The following is a 19,383-nucleotide window of genomic DNA, read 5'->3' as shown; positions in this document are numbered from 1 at the left end:
TATTGAAGCAGCGCTTCAGGCGGCGACTGTGGCCGTGGTATGGGTGGCGTCAGCGGCGTTTTCGCCTGTAAATGCCGCGTTAATCCATTGCGACACCACTTGCAGACGGCCCTCCAGAAACTGCTGACGGCAAGGCCGGCGCGACAGCTTGCCGCTCGTCGTTTTTGGAATGCTTCCATTAGCGATCAGCACAACCGCATAGGGCTGGATGCCGTGATGCGTATAGATCGCGCCGCGCATGCAGGAGATGATCTCGTCGGCGCGCAGTTCGTCGCGGCGGCCCACCTCCTGCACGAACACCAGCTGTTCGTCGTTGCGGACGCCGACGCTAAACGCGATTCCACAGCCTGGACGGACCGCATCGTGGCACTCGTCGACGGCATGTTCGATGTCGTGCGGATAATGATTGACGCCGCGAATGATGATCAAGTCCTTGAGCCGACCGCTTACGTACAGTTGGCCTTGGTCCATGAACCCCAGGTCGCCGGTACGCAGATAGGCTTCGGAACGGCCGGCAAGACGTGTGTTGAACGCAGCGGCTGTCTCTTCTTCGCGTTGCCAGTACCCAGCCGTCACCGACGCGCCCGCCACCCATATCTCGCCGACGCGACCCGCGGGAAGTTCCTGCCTGCTCTCCACCGCGACAATCCGCACATCGAGGTCTACAGCCGTCTCGCCGCAACTCACGAATTCGCGTGCGGGCACGCCGGTACCCGATGGTTCACAGGCAATCGCGCGCCCTTCGTTTGCATAGGCAACGCTGTCCACCCATTTGGTGCGAGGCGCTTCGTCGCGCCGCTTGCCGGTGACAAAAAGCGTGGTCTCGGCCATGCCGTAACACGGATAGAAAGCATGCCGGTTGAATCCGCATTGACCGAAGCGCGCAGCGAAACGTGTCAGCGTGTCGGCTCGCACGGGCTCCGCGCCTGAATAAGCGAGTTGCCAACAAGAGAGGTCGAACTCGCGCAAAGCCTCGTCCGGCACCTTGTCGATACACAACTCGTACGCGAAGTTCGGCGCGCCGCTCACGGTGCAACGCCGCTTTGAAAGTTCGCTGAACCAACGCTCGGGACGCCGCAGGAACGCCGCAGGCGCCATGAAACTCACCGTGACGCCGGCGCAGAAGGAACCCAGCAGCGCGCCAATGAGCCCCATGTCGTGATAAGGCGGCAGCCACGTCAGGTGATGATCGCCGGGCCTGAACTGGAGATGCAGCGCGATGAGATAGACGTTGTTGAGCAGGTTACGGTGCGTGACCACGACGCCCTTCGGCGTGCCGGTGGAGCCAGACGTGTACTGCGGAATGGCAATATGTTCGCGAGATACCAACGGATCGCACCATTCGCCTTCGAGGTGATCGAGCGCGCCGTCGGATGCAAGCCAACGCAGCGTAGGCAGCGCATTCACCGCTTCGCCGCATTGCGTGAGGGTTGCCGCAGTGGTCAATGCGGCAGTTGCACCGCAATCCGCGGCAACCGAGCACAAACGGTCACGCAGACGCGGATTGAGCGGTGGATAGGAGGGCACCGCCACCATGCCTGCATAAAGGCAACCAAACAGCGCGCACAGGTAATCAAGCCCCGCCGGGTAGAGCAACAGCACGCGGTCGCCGATCTTGCCGGTCATTTGAAGCAGTGCGGCGATGCGACGGGCCCTCTCGTCGAGTTGCGCGTAGGTGATTGCACGATCCTGCGGTTCGGCAAACGAGAAGTCGACGAAAGTGAACGGCGTGGCTGACGGTGCGATATGTGCATAGTCACGAGCCACATCCGCGAGACTCGAACTTTTGTAGGGGCTTGCTGGAACCAATAGTTCCAGTGGGGCAAGTTGAATACTCATAAAGAATCCACGGAAGTTAGGGCGGTAGGCAGGAAGGCTCAGGCGAGTTCGACCGTGTTGTCGAATGCCGGCTCGCGCGTGCACTGCATGTACCGTTGCAATACGGAATCGGCGAGCGTGCGGCCAAAACTCTGTAGACCTGCGAGCGAGAAACCATGCTTCCTGGCCAACTCCTGTTGCCGCGCGATTTCCGCGATGCTCAAGGTGCTGCCGATACTTACGTTCTCGAACCGTCCTTCGAGTGCAAGCAATATCGTCTCTGCCATGCAGGCGTAGGAAGTACCTGGGGCTATCCCATAAGGACCAATTCGCGGTGCACCTGGCAGAGCGATGATCCCGCCGTCGATGACGAGAATGTCGTCACGACCTTCCGCGAGCGATGCAGGAATTGAGCGAGGTCTCGATATGTCGCAAACAACCGCACCCGAACTGAGTGCATCGGCGGGGACGACTTCGCCCGGAAAACTGGTCGCAGCAAGCACCACATTCGCGTCACGCAACGACGAGATATCTGCGCTCAGCACGAGCACGCCGTCTGCCTCCATCTGTGCGATGAGCGAGTCAGCGTTCGCAGGGAGAGAGCCCCTCACTGCGTTGACGATGTGTGCGGCGACGGAGCCGTCATGAGCGGCGCCGAACGGCGCGGCGAGGGCGTCCTCGATAATCATCCGGGCGGTGCCTAAAAGGCGCGCGCGGCCGATTACCCTCGTATGAGCCGGATTGCCGACGAGAATAATCCGTTGCGCACGCCGCGAAAGCAAAACTGCCATACACGCGCCGATCGCGCCAGCTGCGCCGACGACCGCAGCCGTGCGGGTGTCCCACCGTTGTCCGATACGCACAATGGCATCGTCTAGCGCCTCGATGCCAGCGGCAACGGTGTAGGAGTTGCCCGATGTCAACGGCACCTCCGAGTTGAGCAACTGGGCGCCCCCTCCGCTCACGACAGACGTGTAGGCACCGAGCCCGACAATCTGTGCACCCCGCGCGTGAGCGAGCGCGACGGCCTGTTGCAGCGCCACGACTGCATCGCGTTGCGAGAGTCGCCTCAGTTGAGCGGCGGTGTGGCTGATCATGATGAAGTCACCACGCGCATGCGCTCCGGTAGCGGAGCGGATATCGACAGTGGAGCCGACTACCGGATCGACCATGCCGTCCATGCTTTGCTCGAACTCGGCGAGCTCCTCTGCATCGAGCGCTCGCAGGCTGATGTCATAGTCTGCGTAGCTTTGGGCGTCGAGCGGATGGAGCAGAAATGCGAAGCGATGCGTGTCCAGAGGCACCGACACGTGCGGCGAGGTTTTGACCGCTGCGGTGGAAGTACGCTCCAGCGCCGGGCTTGCTGTCTCGACGGCTTGCGTTGACGGAGCCTCGCGCCGCAGCAGTGCGCGATAAAAAAGTCCGGTGTCGCGTGTCGACAGGACGCGAAGCGTTCGATCGAGCGCCTCGACGGCCATATCGCACTGCTCTCGCGTAACAGTGAGCGGCGGCTGCACCCGCAACACGTCACCACGGTTGAGCGTCGGCGCGAAGCGGATTCGCTCGACGTTAAGCAGATAGCTGGCGACAAACTGTGCGAGCTCGCCTTCTTGCGCCGCGATGCCAAGGAAGTTCTCCGGCCAGCCGCTGCGGTCGGAACTGAAGCGAATACCGAGCATCAGGCCGCGGCCGCGAATTTCTTCTATTAGAAGCGGATAGCGCTCACGCAGCGCTTCAAGCCCTTGCTTGAGATAGGCGCCCTGTTCGCGGATTTGTTGCAATAGCTCGCCGTGGTTGCGCGCGAGGCGTTCTATCGTGGCAAGGCCTACACGTGCGGCTAAAGCATTCCCGGCAAAGGTCGATGAGTGCTTCAATGCAAACTTTTCGCGGTACACCGCCTCGCTGCATAGCACGGCGCCGACGGGCACGAGGCCGCCACCTAGCGCTTTGGAAAGCAGAAGAATGTCCGGACGCACGCCTTCATAGTCGCAGGCGAACATAGCGCCGGTTCGTCCCAGCCCCGTCTGCACCTCGTCGACAATCAATACAACGCCGTGCCGTCGGCATATTGCTTCGACCTGCGCGAGGTAACCTTTAGGCGGAACGCAAACGCCGCCTTCCCCTTGGATTGGCTCGACAATGAAAGCTGCGTACTGCTGTGCAAGCGCTGTGAGGTGCTCGTCGAGCCTGGCTGCGTCACCGTATTCGATGTGATCGAAGCCGGCGAGGGGCAATCCGAAGTGCGTCTGATAATCAGGCTTGCCGGTTGCCGATAAAGCCCCGAACGTCTTGCCATGAAACCCGTTGTGCGTGCCGAGGATGCGCAGGCGACCGGTAGCGAGTCGTGCCATCTTCAGCGCCGCTTCGACGCATTCCGCGCCGCTGTTGGTGAACGTCACATACCGGAGGCCGGCTGGCGCCAGTTCTATCAAGCGCGCTGCAAGGCGCCCCGCAGCCGGCAACAGTGAGGGCTGCGCAAAGACCGGCTCGCCGTCGTCGTGTAGAGCTTTCACGGCCTGCCATATCTCGTCCGGATGATGGCCGAACGGCACGGCCCCGTATTGCGCCAGAAAGTCGAGGTACTGCACGCCGTCCTCATCGTAAAGAAAAGGCCCATGCGCACGAACGAAAGAGCGGTCGATCTTCAGTTGCTGAAGCTTTCCGGCAAGCCAGGGGTTAACAAACGATTGATATAGACTTGCTTCGGCGACATCGCCTTGCCGATGCTCGCGCATGGTTGCGAGCGCATCGATGAGATCGTCTGAGGCGGAAATAAGCGTCAACAGATCTGCAGGAATAGAAACAGCGAACCGGCGTTCCAACGCGCAAATGAGATCCACGCCAGTGAGCGAATCAATTCCGAGATCGGCCAGACTTGTGTTCGCACCGTCCCATTGGCTCTGAAAATTTGAACGGGTGTATTCCCTCAGCCATGCGGTGATTTCTCTTGTGTTTGTATTCGACATCCTGGCCGCCCTTTTTTATATGGTCGAAACGCGCCCGGCGTACAAGTGCGCGGCGCCTTCATCCCTTCATGAATTCGATTTATTTGCGTAGTCGTACTAAGTTTTATCTGCGCTGTAACGGTGAATCGAAGGGTCAGCATAACCGCAGGGGCCACTAGGAATACATCAGACGGCTTGACGAAGATCAGCCAATTGAGAACTCTGCAAGAGTTGCTGCAGGAAATGGAATGAACGGAGATGAATGCGCGGGGTTCAACAGAAACAAAAAACCCCGCAAGCAAATACGCTCACGGGGTTTTCCAGCAACTTGCCACGACCCGCCGCTCCATTCTGACGCGGCGAGGCGTTGCTTCAGATTTCGGAGACTTACTTGCCGCCCACGCTTTGCAGCGTCGTCCACTTGCCGTCGACAACCTTGTACAGCGTGATGCCGCCGTTCTTCAGGTCGCCCTTGGCGTCGTACGAGAGGTTCGACGACGTCACGGCCGGCATCGACGTCTTCGCGAGTTCCGGCAGGTATTTCGCCGGATCGGTCGAGTTCGCCTTCTTCATTGCTGCGAACATCGCCATTGCGCCGTCGTAAGCGTACGGCGAGTACGTTTGCACGTCCTCGTTAAAGCGCTTCTTGTACTTCGCAACGTAGTCCTTGCCGCCCGGCATTTCTTCCAGCGGCAGGCCGGCGAGCGAAGCCACCGTGCCGTTCGCCGCGTCGCCTGCAATCTTGATGAAGGTCGGCGTGTGAACCATTTCGCCGCCCATCAGCGGCGCCTTGATGCCAAGCGCCTTCATCTGCTTGGCCATCGGCGCTGCTTGCGAATCCGCGCCGCCGTAGTAGATCAGATCCGGATTGACCGACTTCACCTTGGTCAGAATCGACTTGAAGTCCACAGCCTTGTCGTTCGTGAATTCACGATCGACGATCGTGCCGCCCGCCGCCTTCGCTGCCTTCTCGAACTGATCGGCGAGACCCTGGCCGTAAGCCGTGCGGTCGTCGATGATCACGATCTTCTTCACGCCCAGCGTCTTGACCGCGAACGTGCCGGCGACCGAACCTTGCTGCGTGTCGGACGTCATCATGCGGAAGGTGGTCTTGAAACCTTGTTGCGTGTATTCCGGCGCCGTCGCCATTGCGATTTCGGGAATGCCCGCGTTCGCGTAAATGCGCGATGCCGGAATGGTCGTGCCCGAGTTGAAGTGACCGAGCATGCCCTTGATGCCGTCGTCCACGAGCTTCTGCGCGACGGTCGTGCCGGTGCGCGGGTCAGCCTGGTCGTCGGCCGAGTCGAGCACGAAGCGAACCGGCTTGCCGCCGATCACCGGCTTGGTCGCGTTCATGTCTTCCACGGCGAGCGTGATGCCGTTCTGGAAGTCCTTGCCGTAGTGAGCCTGTGCGCCCGTCATCGGACCGGCAAAACCGATCTTCACGTCTTCCGTGGATTGAGCGTTGGCCGTCCCCGCCAGCGACATCGCCGCAACCAATGCTGCGCCTGCCAGCTGTTTCATCTTGTGTTGCATATCTTCTCCTTGGTACCAGGTGTGGATGGAGCGGCTTTCGGGATCGCCGTTACCGCTTCCGTTTTAATGACTGCTTCAACCGTCGAGGTTTGCTCAACCGATCGTCATCAAATTCGCATTACCGCCGGCAGCTGCCGTGTTCACGCTGACAGAGCGCTCGGTCAACAGACGCTCTAGCGCGTAGTCTTCGTCGCCGTTCTCGAGCGCACGCGAAGCGGCGCCTTGCACCGACACGATCGGGCCGGGGCGCTTTGCCACTTCCTTCACGAGCGTCAGCAGTTCGTCGCTATCGCCTTCGAACAGCACGGCGTCGAACGGTGTGTCAGCGCTCTTGCGTACGCTTGCATAAGACTTGAGCGACGCCGGCAACTGCGCAACCAATTGTTCACCCGCGGCGCCCTCGAACAACGCGCGATTTCCCGTAGCCAGCACGGCAGCCAGTTGCAGCCGCGCACCGCTTGCCGTCGACGCCATGCACAGCACCGTGCCGCGCGCGCCAAGCGTGTATGTGTTGCGCTCGCCGGTCGGTCCGGAAAGCACCGCCGTTGCGCCGGCCGGCATGTGCGACAGGTAGCCGTCGCAGCGCGCGGCGAGTTGCGGCTCACGCTCGGCGATCAGCCAGTCGCGCAGCGCGCTCAGCGCGGCGGACGGATTGTCGCCCTTTTCCGCCGCTTGCGGTACATCGGCGACGAGCGCCTGCGCAAGCGACTTCGGCAAACCGGCCGGACGGGTGGACAGCAGGCGCTGCAAATACAGCGCGCCGCCGGCCTTCGGACCCGTGCCCGACAGACCTTCGCCACCGAACGGCTGCACGCCGACCACTGCGCCGATCACATTGCGGTTCACGTAGATGTTGCCGACATGTGCGCGGCTGATCACGTGAGCGATGGTCTCGTCGATTCGCGTATGAATGCCAAGCGTCAGGCCATAGCCGGTTGCGCGAATCTGTTCGAGCAGCGTGTCGAGCTGGCTGCGGCGATAGCGCACCACATGCAACACTGGGCCAAACACTTCGCGCTTCAATTCGTCGATGCTGTCGAGCTCGATCAACGTGGGCGGCACAAACGTGCCTTGTGCGCAGCTTTCCGGCAGCGGCAACTGCTCGACCTTGCGGCCTTTCTCGCGCATCGCGGCAATATGCGCGTCGATGCCGCGCTTCGCTTCCACGTCGATCACCGGGCCCACGTCCGTCGACAGGCGATCCGGGTTGCCGACGCTCAGTTCGCGCATGGCGCCCGTCAGCATTTCGAGCGTGCGGTCGGCGACGTCGTCCTGCAGGCAGAGAACGCGCAACGCCGAACAACGTTGACCGGCCGAATCGAACGACGACTGCAGCACGTCGGCCACGACCTGTTCCGCGAGCGCCGACGAATCGACGATCATCGCGTTCTGGCCGCCCGTTTCCGCGATCAAAGGAATCGGCTTGCCTTCCGGATCGAGACGGCCCGAGAGCGTCTTGTTGATGAGTCGCGCAACTTCCGTCGAACCGGTGAACATGACGGCACGCGTGCGTGCATCGGCAACCAGCGCGGCACCGACGGTCTCGCCGTCGCCCGGCAGCAGTTGCACTGCGCCGGCCGGCACACCGGCCTCACGCAGAATGCGCACGGCTTGCGCGGCGATCAGCGGCGTCTGCTCAGCCGGCTTCGCGAGCACGGTGTTGCCGGCCGCGAGCGCAGCCGCCACCTGGCCCATGAAGATGGCGAGCGGGAAATTCCACGGGCTGATGCACACCACCGGCCCGAGCGGACGATGCGTGTCGTTCGAAAACTCGCTGCGAATCTGCGTCGAGTAATAGCGCAGGAAGTCGATGGCTTCGCGGATCTCCGACACCGCGTTGGCGAGCGACTTGCCCGCTTCGCGCACGACGAGGCCCATCAGCGTATGCATTTGCGCTTCGAGCAGATCGGCGGCGCGCGCGAGGCAATCGGCACGCGCCTCCACTGGCGTGGCCTGCCAGATCGGCGCGGCGGCGACCGCGTGCGTCAAGGCGGCGCTCACGTGTTCGGCGGTCGCTTCCACCACTGTGCCGACCAGGTCACGATGATCCGCCGGATTGCGCACGTCGCGGGCATTGCCCAAGGCGATCTGATCGTCGGCGAGCATCGGCGCGGCGCGCCACGGATGATTCGCGCTTGCCAGCAGCGCCGACGACAGCGACGCCAGACGATGCTCGTTGGACAGATCGAGGCCCATCGAATTGAGACGCTCGGCGCCATACAGATTGCGCGGCAGCGGAATCTTCGCGTGCGGCGCGCCAAGCGGCACGATCTTCGACGCTTCTTCCACCGGATCGGCGATCAGGTCCTGGATCGCGACGCTTTCATCGGCAATGCGGTTCACGAACGAGGTGTTCGCGCCGTTTTCCAGCAGACGGCGCACAAGGTAGGCGAGCAGCGTTTCGTGCGTGCCGACCGGTGCATAGACCCGGCACGGACGGTTCAGCTTTCCGGCAGCGACGGGGCCGGTGACTTCCTCGTACAGCGGCTCGCCCATGCCGTGCAGGCACTGGAACTCGTACTGGCCAGGATAGTAGTTGTTGCCGGCGAGGTGATAGATCGCTGACAGGGTGTGCGCGTTGTGCGTGGCGAATTGCGGATAGACCGCGTCCGGCGCGCCGAGCAGTTTCTTCGCGCACGCGAGATACGAGACGTCCGTGTAGATCTTGCGCGTGTAGACGGGATAGCCTTCGAGACCGTCCACTTGCGCGCGCTTGATCTCGGTGTCCCAGTAGGCGCCCTTCACGAGGCGCACCATGATGCGGTGACGGCTGCGGCGCGCCAGATCGACGATGTAGTCGATCACGAACGGGCAGCGCTTCTGATAAGCCTGCACCACGAAACCGATGCCGTTCCAGCCGGCCAGTTCCGGGTCGAAGCACAGCGCCTCGAGCAGATCCAGCGACAGTTCTAGGCGGTCGGCTTCTTCAGCGTCGATATTCAGGCCGATGTCGTAGCGGCGCGCGAGGATTGCGAGCGAACGTACACGCGGCAGCAGCTCGCTCATCGTGCGCTCCTGCTGCGAGCGCGAGTAGCGCGGGTGCAGCGCCGAGAGCTTGATCGAGATGCCTGGGCCTTCGTAGATGCCGCGGCCGCCGGCCGCCTTGCCGATCGCGTGGATCGCCTGCTCGTACGAGGCGTAGTAGCGCTGCGCGTCGGCTTCGGTCGTGGCTGCTTCGCCGAGCATGTCGTACGAGTAGCGGAAACCGCGCGCTTCGTATTTGCGGCTGTTGGCGAGCGCTTCGGAAATGTTCTCACCCGTGACGAACTGCTCGCCCATCAGGCGCATCGCCATGTCCACCCCCTTGCGGATCAGCGGCTCGCCGCCCTTGCCGATCAGACGCGTGAGCGCCGACGAAAGGTTCGTCTCGCTGTTGGTGGTGACCAGCTTGCCGGTGATCATCAAACCCCAGGTCGCGGCATTGACGAACAGCGACGGCGCCTGGCCGACATGCGACTTCCAGTCGCCCTTGCTGATCTTGTCGCGAATCAGCGCGTCGCGCGTGGCGCGGTCGGGAATGCGCAGCAAAGCCTCGGCGAGGCACATCAGCGCGACGCCTTCCTGACTCGACAGCGAGAATTCGTGAATCAGACCTTCGACGCCGCCCCCTCGGCTCTTGCCACGCAGCGTCTCGACAAGCTTGCCGGCGAGCGCCTGCACGTCGCCCGCGAGTCTCGCCGGCAGACGCGCCTGACCGAGCAGGAACGGCACGCACTCGGGCTCGGGCCGCCGGTAGGCCGCCGTGATCGCCGCGCGCAGCACCGACTGCGGTTGCACGTTCTGCGCAAAGTCGAGGAACGGATGCGCCGCGCTGTCCTCGTCCTGTTCGACGGCTGCGCCGTCTGCCATATCGGCCGAACCGGCCGCGCCCGACAGTTCCGGCGGCAGTTGGCCCTGCTCGATCTTTTCGAGGTACGCGAAAATCGCCTGCTTGATGAGCCAGTGGGGAGTGCGTTCGAGGCGAGTAGCGGCATCTCTCAGCCGGGAACGCAGGAGGTCGTCGACCTTGACGCCAAGGGTGGTGCTAGCCATGTTTCCTTCTTCGGAGACCAGACGCAATGCTGGTGAAAGACTAAAAGTTGGCGAATCGTACGCTTCTCAATAAAAAGGTGCAACCGCCGCACAGGATTGGTTGCACCCCGTCGTAACCCTTGTCTGGTGGGCGTTTGCGGCAAATGGCGGCGGCGCCGCACACGGCGGTAAGTATTGGTATTTTCCCTGGCGCGATTTCTTTTGCGTCGCGCCCTTATCAAAGCGGACGGCGCGCCGTTATAGAAGTCATAGCGGGCGCAGCCTCACGGCGCGCACAACAACAGGTACGGGGTTGAGGACTGAAATGGAAAAGTGGCTCGTTGTGTTGGGCATCTGGGCGATGTGCGCAAGCTGCGCCGTGCTGTTCATCCGCGGCGCGACCGGCAGGTCGGGCAAACGCGAAGCAGCCGAAGCGCGCGAATCGGCGGGTCAGGCGCAGGCTGCGCTGCACGAGTAGACGAGCAGGCATAGAAGTGAGCGCGGCGGCGCTGCTGGGTCGTGCCAGCTATGCGCGAGCTGGCGCGCGGATTCCGGCGGCCATTGCCGTCAGTAACGCGAAGAAGCAAAAACTGGAGATCCATCATGCTTTGTTCCAGCGACTACAGGTCTTCCGCGCGCTACCGGCAACTCGCGGCGCGTGGTCTGCATGCTTCTTCGCGCGCATCGGCCGTATTGGCGAGGCGCGCTGCGGCGCGCGTCGCCCTTCCGGCTGCGAGTTATTCGAATTCGGTGCGAGCCCGCGCTCGCACCGCGCGCAGTCGCTGCCGGTATTGACGGATGCCGATGCCGCCCATCAGGCGGCGCTCAGATGTCGAGCGGATCGACTTCGAGGCTCCAGCGCAGAACGCCCTTCAAGCTGCGCAGCAGCGGCTGCCACGCGCGCAGCGTGGCCTGCAACGCGGCGCGCGACGCGCTTTCCACCAGCAACTGCGCGCGGTGCACATGCATCACCTTGACGATGGTGAGCGGCACCGCGTCGTAGACAGTCACGCGTTCGGCAACTGGAATGCCCGTGAGCTCCGCCGCGGCCTGCTGTAAGAAGGCGAGCGCCGCTTCGAGCGTGCGGCCCTCCGCGCGCAACAATGCCTGATAGACGAACGGCGGCAAATGCGCGTCGCGTCGCTCGGCCAGCGTCGAATTGGCGAAACCCACGTAATCGTGACGCCCCAGCGCGTGATAAAGCGCATGCCGTGGGTAGCGCGTCTGCACCAGCACCTCGCCTGGCAAGCCGGCGCGTCCGGCCCGGCCGCTGACCTGCATGAGTTGCGCAAAGAGGCGTTCGCTCGCCCGGAAGTCGTGGGAAAAGAGCGCGGTGTCCGCATTCAGCACGCCGACTAGTGACACGCGCTGAAAGTCATGCCCCTTCGCGATCATCTGCGTGCCGACGAGAATGTCGACTTCGCCCGCGTGCACGTCGGAGAAAAGCGCTTGAGCGCTGCCCTTGCGGCGCGTACTGTCCGCGTCGATGCGCAACACTCGGGCCCCCGGCACCGCGCTCATCAGAGTCTCCTCGACCCGTTGCGTGCCTCGGCCCATCGGCGCGATATCCACATTGCCGCAGTCCGGACACGAGCGCGGAATGCGCGACTCCCAGCCGCAGTGATGGCAGCGCAACGCGCGCTCAGGCTTGTGCAGCACCACATAGGCGCTGCAACGCGGACAACCGGCGACCCAGCCGCACGCATCGCACGCGAGCTGCGGCGCATAGCCGCGCCGGTTCAGAAACACCAGGCTCTGCTCGCCGCGCTCGAGCCGCGCCTTCAGCGCGGCGATCAGCGGCCCTGACAAGCCTTCCACCGACGCGCGCCCACGGCGGCGCTCGTCTTCCAGATCGATCAGGCGCACGGCAGGCAGCACCGCGTCCGCGACGGCGCGGCGCGACAAGGTGAGCCGCGTGTAGCGCCCCTGCTCGGCCTGCCACCAGCTTTCCAGCGACGGCGTGGCCGAGCCGAGCACGACCGGCAAGCCGAGCTGCTTCGCACGATAGATCGCGAGATCGCGCGCCGAATAGCGCAAGCCTTCCTGCTGCTTGTAAGCAGGATCGTGCTCCTCGTCGACCACGATAACCGCGAGCCGCGGCAGCGATGCGAGCACCGCTAGGCGGGTGCCGAGCACGATCCGCGCGCGGCCCGCGTGCGCCGCGAACCAGTTGCGCGCCCGCTCGCCTTCGGCAAGGCCACTGTGCAGCGTGACGATGGCGCTATCGGCCAGCGCCGCGAAGCGGGCACGGAACGCCGCCTCGAACTGCGGCGTGAGGTTGATTTCAGGCACCAGCACGAGCGCTTGTGCGTCCACGTCGGCGGCGAGAATCTCGGCGAGCGCGCGCAGATACACTTCTGTCTTACCGCTGCCGGTCACGCCATGCAGCAGGAACGGCGCGAAACCGCGCGCGTCGCGGATAGCTTCGACGGCAGCGGACTGTTCGCCGGTGAGCGTGGGGAGCGCTTGCGGTGGCCGCGGCGGCCCAGCGGTGGACGATGCGGTCGAGGATGCCGCGGGCAGCGCCGTGGCAGCATCGACCAGAGCGAGCGCGACCCAGCCATCTGCCTGCCATGCGGCGAGTGTCGCGATGGCCTTGGGGTGCAGTGCGCGGGCGTCGGCGGCAAGGAGAAAGTCCGCGCCGGCTAACGCCTGCGCGAGGTTGCGCAGCGCCGTGGCGCGGGTCGGCAAGACCTCGGGCAGTGCAACGCGGCCTTGTGGCGTCAGGCTGTAGCGTTCTTCCGGAGCCAGCAGGCGCTGCCAGCGTGAAGCGTCGCGCAGCGCCTGCGGCAGCGCCGGCAGCGCCACTTCGCCGAGGCCGCGCTGATAGTAATCGGCGGCAAAGGCGGCAAGCGCGAGCCATTCGGCCGACAGCGGAGGACACGCCGTGCACACTGCGTTGACTGCGCGCAGACGATCGGCGGGAACCTCGCTGTGAGCAGTCACTTCGCAAACGAGCCCTACCACGTCGCGCCGACCGAACGGCACGCTGACCAGCGTGCCCGGGACGGCGGGTTGCGACGCGCCCCAGCGGTAGTCGAATAGAGTCGGCAGCGGGTGGTCTAGCGCGACGCGAACGAACGAGTCCGTCATTCGGCGGCGTGACTGCCCGCTGCGGCGAGCCGCGTCATGGGGCCGCAGCGGGCACCGAGATTTGCACCGCGATGAGCCGCCCGGCCGAAGTTAAAGTAAAACTTCAAATTCGGCGCTAAGTTTTGGATTCGGCTGAACAATTGGTTTTGCCCCCGCGCGCCTGTGGATAACTTTGTTGAGAACTTCGTCCGAACGGCCCGAAAACCGCGCCACAGCGGCCTTCTGTGGGGTTCCGCACACTTCCCGCCGAAGCCGTCAAACCCTTGCCAGACAAGGCTCAGATCATGCCAACAAGCACTTTGCAAGGGTCGGGACACGACTAAACGTTCTACTGCGCCGCAACGTGAGGAATGTGTATAAGTCAAGTCTTGACAACTGCCAGAGTGCCTGTGGGCGGCCCGCGTACCGCGAATTTCCCTTAGTCCCGGAGCCCAGCGCATTGCAATGCAACAAAAAGCGGTAGAAGTTACGGTATTAGCCCGGTGTGTGAGCGCCGCTCCGAATGGCGCGGCTGTGGCGATGCACTTCGTCAACGAGTTCGGCGACGCTTTCCGGCGGCGTGAACTGCGAAATACCGTGACCGAGGTTGAAAACATGCCCCGGATGATTGCCGAAGCTGTCCAGCACCGCGCGCGCCTCCATGCGGATCGACGCCGGCGGCGCGAACAACACCGACGGGTCGATATTGCCCTGCAAGGCGACCTTGCCGCCCACAAGCTCGCGTGCCTTGCGCAGATTCACGGTCCAGTCGAGGCCGACTGCATCGACGCCCGTCTCCGCGATTTCGTCCAGCCACAGCCCGCCGCCCTTCGTGAAGGCGATGACGGGCACCTTCTCGCCGTCGCGCTCGCGCGTCAACTGATTCACGACCCGCTGCATGTAGTGCAGCGAGAAGCGTTGATACGCGCCGTCCGCAAGCGCTCCGCCCCACGTGTCGAAGATCATCACCGCCTGCGCGCCGGCTTCGATCTGCGCGTTCAGATAAGCCGCGACTGCATTTGCATTGATTTCGAGAATGCGATGCATCAGATCCGGGCGCGCATACAGCATCGACTTGACGATGCGGAAGTCCGCGGAGCCGCCGCCTTCCACCATATAGCAGGCCAAGGTCCAGGGGCTGCCCGAAAAGCCGATGAGCGGCACGCGCTGCCGGCCTTGAGCGTCCGTTAGCGCGCGGCGAATCTCACGCACGGCGTCGGTCACGTAGCGCAAGGTGGCGTCGATGTCCGGCACCGCGAGGCGCGCCACATCGTCTTCCGTGCGTACGGGGCGCGCGAATGTCGGCCCTTCGCCGGCGACGAATTCGAGGCCGAGGCCCATTGCGTCCGGCACCGTGAGGATGTCGGAAAACAGAATCGCGGCGTCGAGCGGATAGCGCTCGAGAGGTTGCAGCGTGACTTCCGTCGCGAACGCCGGATTTTTCGCCAGACCGAGAAAACTGCCCGCACGAGAACGTGTGGCGTTGTATTCCGGCAGATAGCGGCCGGCTTGCCGCATCAACCAGACAGGTGTGTAGTCGGTGGGCTGGCGCAGCAGCGCGCGCAGGAAGGTGTCGTTCAGGAGGTTATGGGCCACGTTGCGTGCGACTGAGGGCAAAGCGGCATTTTACCGGACGGACGCCCGCCGCATTGGCTGGATGCGGGCAATAACTGCGGAGCTCGATAGTCTCAGCCATTTTGCGCACGCTGCCGCCCTAACGCAACCTGGCCGAACGACCGATGTTCACCGGCAACCTGGAGGGCTATGATCCGCCAAACCTGCACAACAACACATAACGAAAGGAGACACCATGAACAAAGTTGCACTCGCACTGCTCGGCGCGCTGACGGGCGTTCTGGTTCATAGCGGCGCCGCTCAGGCGCAGGCGTCCGCTACTGGCGGCACGGCTTCGACTGCTCCCACGGCTTCGCGGCTCGACGAAATTCTCGCTCGCGGCACACTGCGCGCATGCACCACCGGGGACTACAAGCCGTACTCGTTTTACAAGACAGATGGCCAGTTCGAGGGGATCGACATCGACATGACCGAGTCGCTTGCGAAGTCGCTCGGTGTGAAGGCAGAGTACGTCAAGACCTCATGGCCGAACTTGATGAACGATTTCGTCGCGAGATGCGATATCGGGGTGGGCGGAGTGTCGCCGACGCTCGAGCGGCAAAAGCGCGCGTTCTTCACGCAGGCTTATATGGTCGACGGCAAAACGCCTATTGTTCGGTGCGACGACGTCAACAAGTACCAGACCGTGGCGCAGATCGATCAGCCGGCGACGCGCGTGATCGTGAATCCGGGCGGCACCAACGAGCGTCTCGCGAAGCAGTTCTTTTCGCACGCGAACCTGACGGTCTATCCGGACAACGTGACGATCTTCAAGCAGATTCTCGCTGGCAAGGCCGATGTGATGGTGACGGACGCGTCCGAGACCCTGCTGCAACAAAAGCTGAATCCGGGACTTTGCTCGGTGCACCCCGACAAGCCGTTCCAGTACGGCGAAAAAGCGTGGCTGCTGCCACGCGGTGACGTGGCATTCCAGCAGTACGTCGATCAGTGGCTGCATCTGGCCCGGGCTACCGGCGAGTATCAGGCTGTGACCGATAAGTGGTTGAAGTGAAGTCACACGCGAGGGGTTTGAGCCGGTCGCGAGCGGCGCGAGGCGCGCGATGTGCCTGTTCAGCGCCCGTCATTGGTCGCGCGCACTGGCAGCCAGCGCCCCGGCGGGACTCGCGGCGGCGCGTGGCCTACATTGTGTAACGCCAGGCTTTCTGAGCTTCTGGACCAGGCAGCGGCGGTCATTTTCAGGGCGGCCAGTGAACGAGCCCCTTGTGGATCTGCGAATTGCCCGATCTATGTTGCGGCGCATTTGCCGTGCGACGTTAGCAAACGAAAAATCCTGGGGCGCCTGAGACAGTTGTAACAGCGGCAATTCGCCACCCAAAAGATGAGGACGCAACCATTTCATGCGGAATCGGCTTAACGGTTTATGCGGCGGTATGCTTCGCGAATATCATTAAACAACCGTATTAAATTGCCCTGCAGTCATCGGTAAAATATACTGATTTCGTGGTTCTTCTACGCAATAAATCCCGCAGCGCCTTATCTGGCGGGCGTTACAACCTGAAACACTTTGTTACGGCGCTGTCCAGGTAATTCGCCCACAATGCCCTCAACGGTTTCAACACGGATGTGGCTGGGTGCGTGGTGTGAGCGGATACGATGCACTTGCCGGTCGGCGTATGCCGAAGCCCTGAGAAGGGGCATCCTTGCTGGGACCGTAGTCGACGCCGGGTCGTCGTCTTAGTCGGTTCCTACTTTGGTCTCCTCGCGCTAACCCCGTAGCGTGTGGTTTTTAGCGGGCTCCAGGCCCGCTTTTTTTTCGTCTTGCCAAACGTTTGCGCAGTGCAAGATAGCATCTTTTACCGGCTATTTCGCATCTGATCGATGTTGTGCCCGCGCGCGGGATTCGCATCGTTGGCTTCAATGGAAAGGCCGCTCTGCGGCGGCCTTCTGCAGCGCTACCGCCGTGCGTCGTCCAATCAGGCAGTCTTCCCTTCCTGCAGCTTAAGCTCGTCAATCATGCGCTGGCGCATCACGAACTTCTGCACTTTTCCAGTCACGGTCATCGGCAGTTCGTCGACAAAGCGGATGTACTTCGGCACCTTGTAGTGCGCGATCTGGCCATGACAGAACTGCTGGATCTCCTCCGCCGTGGCGTGCTCGCCAGCATGCAGGACGACCCAAGCGCACACTTCTTCGCCGTATTTGGAGTCCGGCACGCCGAACACCTGCACGCTCTGAATTTTCGGGTGGCGGAACAGGAATTCCTCGATCTCGCGCGGGTAGACGTTTTCGCCGCCGCGAATCAGCATGTCCTTTAGGCGGCCGACGATATTGCAATAGCCTTCGGCGTCCAGCGTGGCCAGGTCTCCGGTATGCATCCAGCCGTCCACGACGCTCTCGCGCGTTTTTTCTTCGTCGCCCCAGTAGCCTTGCATCACCGAATAGCCGCGCGTACAAAGCTCGCCGATTTGACCGACGGGTACGACGTTGCCCAGGGAATCGATGATTTTCACCTCGAGATGCGGCTGAATCCGGCCGACGGTGGTGGTGCGCTTGTCGAGCGGATCGGTCGTCGAGCTCTGGAATGAGACCGGGCTTGTCTCAGTCATGCCGTATGCAATCGTGATCTCGTTCAGATGCATCCTGGAGACCACCTTCTTCATCGTCTCGATGGGGCACGGCGAGCCCGCCATGATTCCCGTGCGCAAGCGTGAGAGGTCGTATGAAGCAAAGTCCGGATGATCGAGTTCGGCAATGAACATGGTGGGCACGCCGTGCAATGCCGTGCACCTCTCCTCAGCGACGGCCGCCAGAGTTGCCGCAGGATCGAAGCCCTCGCCCGGGAACACCATGTTGGCGCCCACGGAGACGCACGCCAGTACCGCGAGCACCATGCCAAAGCAGTGATAGAGCGGCACGGGGATGCACAGCGCGTCCTGCTCACTCAGGTTCATCGCCATCGCGATATAACGCGCGTTGTTGACCACGTTGCTGTGCGTAAGCGTCGCGCCCTTCGGGTTGCCGGTCGTGCCGCTGGTGAACTGGATATTGATCGGCTCGTGGCAGGACAACGTTGCCGCTATCGCGTCGAGCTTCGCAACGTCGAGTGTCGCGCGCCCCTGCTCGATCACGTCGGAGAAACTCAGCATGCCCGGCGTTTCGGTGTCGCACATGCGAATGACGTAGCGCAACTCCGGCAACCTTGCCGCGTGCAGTTCGCCAGGCGTGTGCGTCGCGAGTTCGGGCGCGAGTTGCTGCAGCATTTCCAGGTACATCGACGTCTTGAAGCGCTCGGCCGCGACAATCGCCTTGCAACCGACTTTGTTCAGCGCGTATTCGAGTTCAGCCAGCCGATAGGCAGGATTGATGTTCACCAGCACCGCGCCGATGCGCGCGGTCGCAAACTGGGTCAGCAGCCATTCCACACGATTGGGCGACCAGATACCCACCCGGTCGCCTTTGACGATGCCAAGCGCGAGGAATCCAGCGGCCAGCACGTCGACTTCTTCGGCGAACTCTTTCCATGTCCACCGAATTCGCTGCTCGCGGAACACCACGGCCGGGCGGTCCGGGAAGCGCCCGACGGTCTCGCGCAAAAACTCGCCGATGGTCGCCTCGCTCAACGGAATGTCTGTCGATCCGCGGACATATGAAAGTCCGTCTTTCGGCTCGATGATTGCGCCTTCGCCTGACATTTGCGTTGCCATGGTGCTGTCTCCGTGAGCAGATCGCCCTATTGAAATGAATTTGAAACCGATTGTGCCACCGGCGCGCGCCCGTCCGGCATCAAGTCTTACCCGCAGGAATCCAGCGCCTCGCGCCACAGGTCTCGCCGCAGTTGGACCGCCAGTTCGGCGACTGACAATCTCGCTGACCTTTCCGTAAACGTCAAGTCGGAGCCAAAAAAAAGCAGCCACAAGGGCCGCTTTTTCTTTGATACGTGCTGCTTAGCTTTGACCGCGCAGCTTGCGCAGACGCTGGATCGCAGCGAGTTGAGCCGTCGCATACGCCAGTTCCGCCTGGGCGGTTGCGTACTCGAGGTTCGAGCCCGTGTTCTGCAGCGCTTCTTCCGCACGCTTGCGTGCGTCTTCAGCCTTGGCTTCGTCGAGATCCTTGCCGCGGATAGCGGTGTCGGCAAGAACCGTCACAGCGCCCGGCTGGATTTCAAGTATGCCGCCGGCGACGAACACAAACTCTTCTTCGCCGTTTTCAGCCTCGATGCGCACCGCGCCCGGACGAATCCGCGTGATCAGCGGCGTGTGGCCCGGCAGAATGCCGAGTTCACCCGCTTCGCCCGGCAGCGCGACGAACTTCGCCTGGCCCGAGAAGATCTGCTCTTCCGCGCTGACGACGTCTACTTTGATAGTTGCCATATGTGTCGACTCCTGTGGCGGGTTGAGCGTAGTGAAGACGCCGGTTGTGCGAAAAC

Annotated in this window: 10 protein-coding genes; 2 read left to right on the top strand and 8 right to left on the bottom strand. The window is 62.6% G+C overall.

What is annotated here, in order from left to right; translation table 11 throughout:
• Window positions 1–15: 15 nt before the first annotated feature.
• The 4 genes from F757_RS0106030 to putA form a co-directional block, all read right to left on the bottom strand.
• Window positions 16–1,839 carry a fatty acyl-AMP ligase gene (locus tag F757_RS0106030; protein WP_027210624.1) on the bottom strand — a complete coding sequence of 608 codons (1,824 nt, stop codon included), beginning with the start codon at window positions 1,837–1,839 and terminating at the stop codon, window positions 16–18.
• A 38-nt stretch (window positions 1,840–1,877) separates the two neighbouring features.
• A complete protein-coding gene (locus F757_RS0106025) occupies window positions 1,878–4,784 on the bottom strand; it encodes an aminotransferase class III-fold pyridoxal phosphate-dependent enzyme (protein WP_027210623.1) in 2,907 nt (968 codons plus the stop codon).
• A 366-nt stretch (window positions 4,785–5,150) separates the two neighbouring features.
• Window positions 5,151–6,299 carry a branched-chain amino acid ABC transporter substrate-binding protein gene (locus tag F757_RS0106020; protein WP_027210622.1) on the bottom strand — a complete coding sequence of 383 codons (1,149 nt, stop codon included), beginning with the start codon at window positions 6,297–6,299 and terminating at the stop codon, window positions 5,151–5,153.
• A 93-nt stretch (window positions 6,300–6,392) separates the two neighbouring features.
• Window positions 6,393–10,331 carry a trifunctional transcriptional regulator/proline dehydrogenase/L-glutamate gamma-semialdehyde dehydrogenase gene (gene putA / locus F757_RS0106015; RefSeq protein WP_027210621.1) on the bottom strand — a complete coding sequence of 1,313 codons (3,939 nt, stop codon included), beginning with the start codon at window positions 10,329–10,331 and terminating at the stop codon, window positions 6,393–6,395.
• Between the two features lie 304 nt (window positions 10,332–10,635).
• Between putA and F757_RS36080 the strand changes: the two genes are divergently transcribed.
• Window positions 10,636–10,788, top strand: coding sequence for a hypothetical protein (locus F757_RS36080; RefSeq protein WP_198021350.1), 153 nt, complete (start codon window positions 10,636–10,638; stop codon window positions 10,786–10,788).
• A gap of 347 nt (window positions 10,789–11,135) precedes the next feature.
• Here F757_RS36080 and F757_RS0106005 read toward each other — a convergent pair whose 3' ends face one another.
• Together F757_RS0106005 and hemE are read right to left on the bottom strand one after the other, a co-directional pair.
• Window positions 11,136–13,403, bottom strand: a complete 2,268-nt coding sequence (locus F757_RS0106005; protein WP_027210620.1) for a primosomal protein N' — start codon at window positions 13,401–13,403, stop codon at window positions 11,136–11,138.
• A 474-nt stretch (window positions 13,404–13,877) separates the two neighbouring features.
• Complete coding sequence (hemE, locus tag F757_RS0106000; RefSeq protein ID WP_027210619.1) at window positions 13,878–14,978, bottom strand: uroporphyrinogen decarboxylase; 1,101 nt, start codon at window positions 14,976–14,978, stop codon at window positions 13,878–13,880.
• A 214-nt stretch (window positions 14,979–15,192) separates the two neighbouring features.
• On the opposite strand from hemE, the gene F757_RS0105995 reads away from it, so the two are divergent.
• The gene (locus F757_RS0105995) at window positions 15,193–16,008 is read left to right on the top strand and encodes a transporter substrate-binding domain-containing protein (protein ID WP_027210618.1); all 816 of its coding nucleotides are present in this window, start codon (window positions 15,193–15,195) and stop codon (window positions 16,006–16,008) included.
• 922 nt (window positions 16,009–16,930) lie between these two features.
• On the opposite strand, the gene F757_RS0105990 is transcribed toward F757_RS0105995, so the two are convergent.
• Together F757_RS0105990 and F757_RS0105985 are read right to left on the bottom strand one after the other, a co-directional pair.
• A complete protein-coding gene (locus F757_RS0105990; RefSeq protein WP_027210617.1) occupies window positions 16,931–18,661 on the bottom strand; it encodes an AMP-binding protein in 1,731 nt (576 codons plus the stop codon).
• Window positions 18,662–18,901: 240 nt separating this feature from the next.
• Window positions 18,902–19,327 (bottom strand): F0F1 ATP synthase subunit epsilon, encoded by a 426-nt coding sequence (locus tag F757_RS0105985; RefSeq protein ID WP_020067428.1) that lies wholly within the window; start codon window positions 19,325–19,327, stop codon window positions 18,902–18,904.
• Between the last annotated feature and the right edge of the window lie 56 nt (window positions 19,328–19,383).

This window comes from Burkholderia sp. WSM2232, assembly GCF_000472545.1.
In the GTDB taxonomy this organism is placed as follows: domain Bacteria; phylum Pseudomonadota; class Gammaproteobacteria; order Burkholderiales; family Burkholderiaceae; genus Paraburkholderia.
The sequence above is the reverse complement of the archived record's forward strand: the minus strand, read 5'-3'. Positions and strand labels throughout refer to the sequence as shown.

What these genes read in the sequence shown, in the direction of transcription:
- F757_RS0106025 (WP_027210623.1), bottom strand. Translation starts at nt 4,784, where the DNA reads ATGTCGAATACAAACACAAGAGAAATCACCGCATGGCTGAGGGAATAC.
- F757_RS0106030 (WP_027210624.1), bottom strand. Translation starts at nt 1,839, where the DNA reads ATGAGTATTCAACTTGCCCCACTGGAACTATTGGTTCCAGCAAGCCCC.
- F757_RS0105995 (WP_027210618.1), top strand. Translation starts at nt 15,193, where the DNA reads ATGAACAAAGTTGCACTCGCACTGCTCGGCGCGCTGACGGGCGTTCTG.
- putA (WP_027210621.1), bottom strand. Translation starts at nt 10,331, where the DNA reads ATGGCTAGCACCACCCTTGGCGTCAAGGTCGACGACCTCCTGCGTTCC.
- F757_RS0106020 (WP_027210622.1), bottom strand. Translation starts at nt 6,299, where the DNA reads ATGCAACACAAGATGAAACAGCTGGCAGGCGCAGCATTGGTTGCGGCG.
- F757_RS0105985 (WP_020067428.1), bottom strand. Translation starts at nt 19,327, where the DNA reads ATGGCAACTATCAAAGTAGACGTCGTCAGCGCGGAAGAGCAGATCTTC.
- F757_RS36080 (WP_198021350.1), top strand. Translation starts at nt 10,636, where the DNA reads ATGGAAAAGTGGCTCGTTGTGTTGGGCATCTGGGCGATGTGCGCAAGC.
- F757_RS0105990 (WP_027210617.1), bottom strand. Translation starts at nt 18,661, where the DNA reads ATGGCAACGCAAATGTCAGGCGAAGGCGCAATCATCGAGCCGAAAGAC.
- F757_RS0106005 (WP_027210620.1), bottom strand. Translation starts at nt 13,403, where the DNA reads ATGACGGACTCGTTCGTTCGCGTCGCGCTAGACCACCCGCTGCCGACT.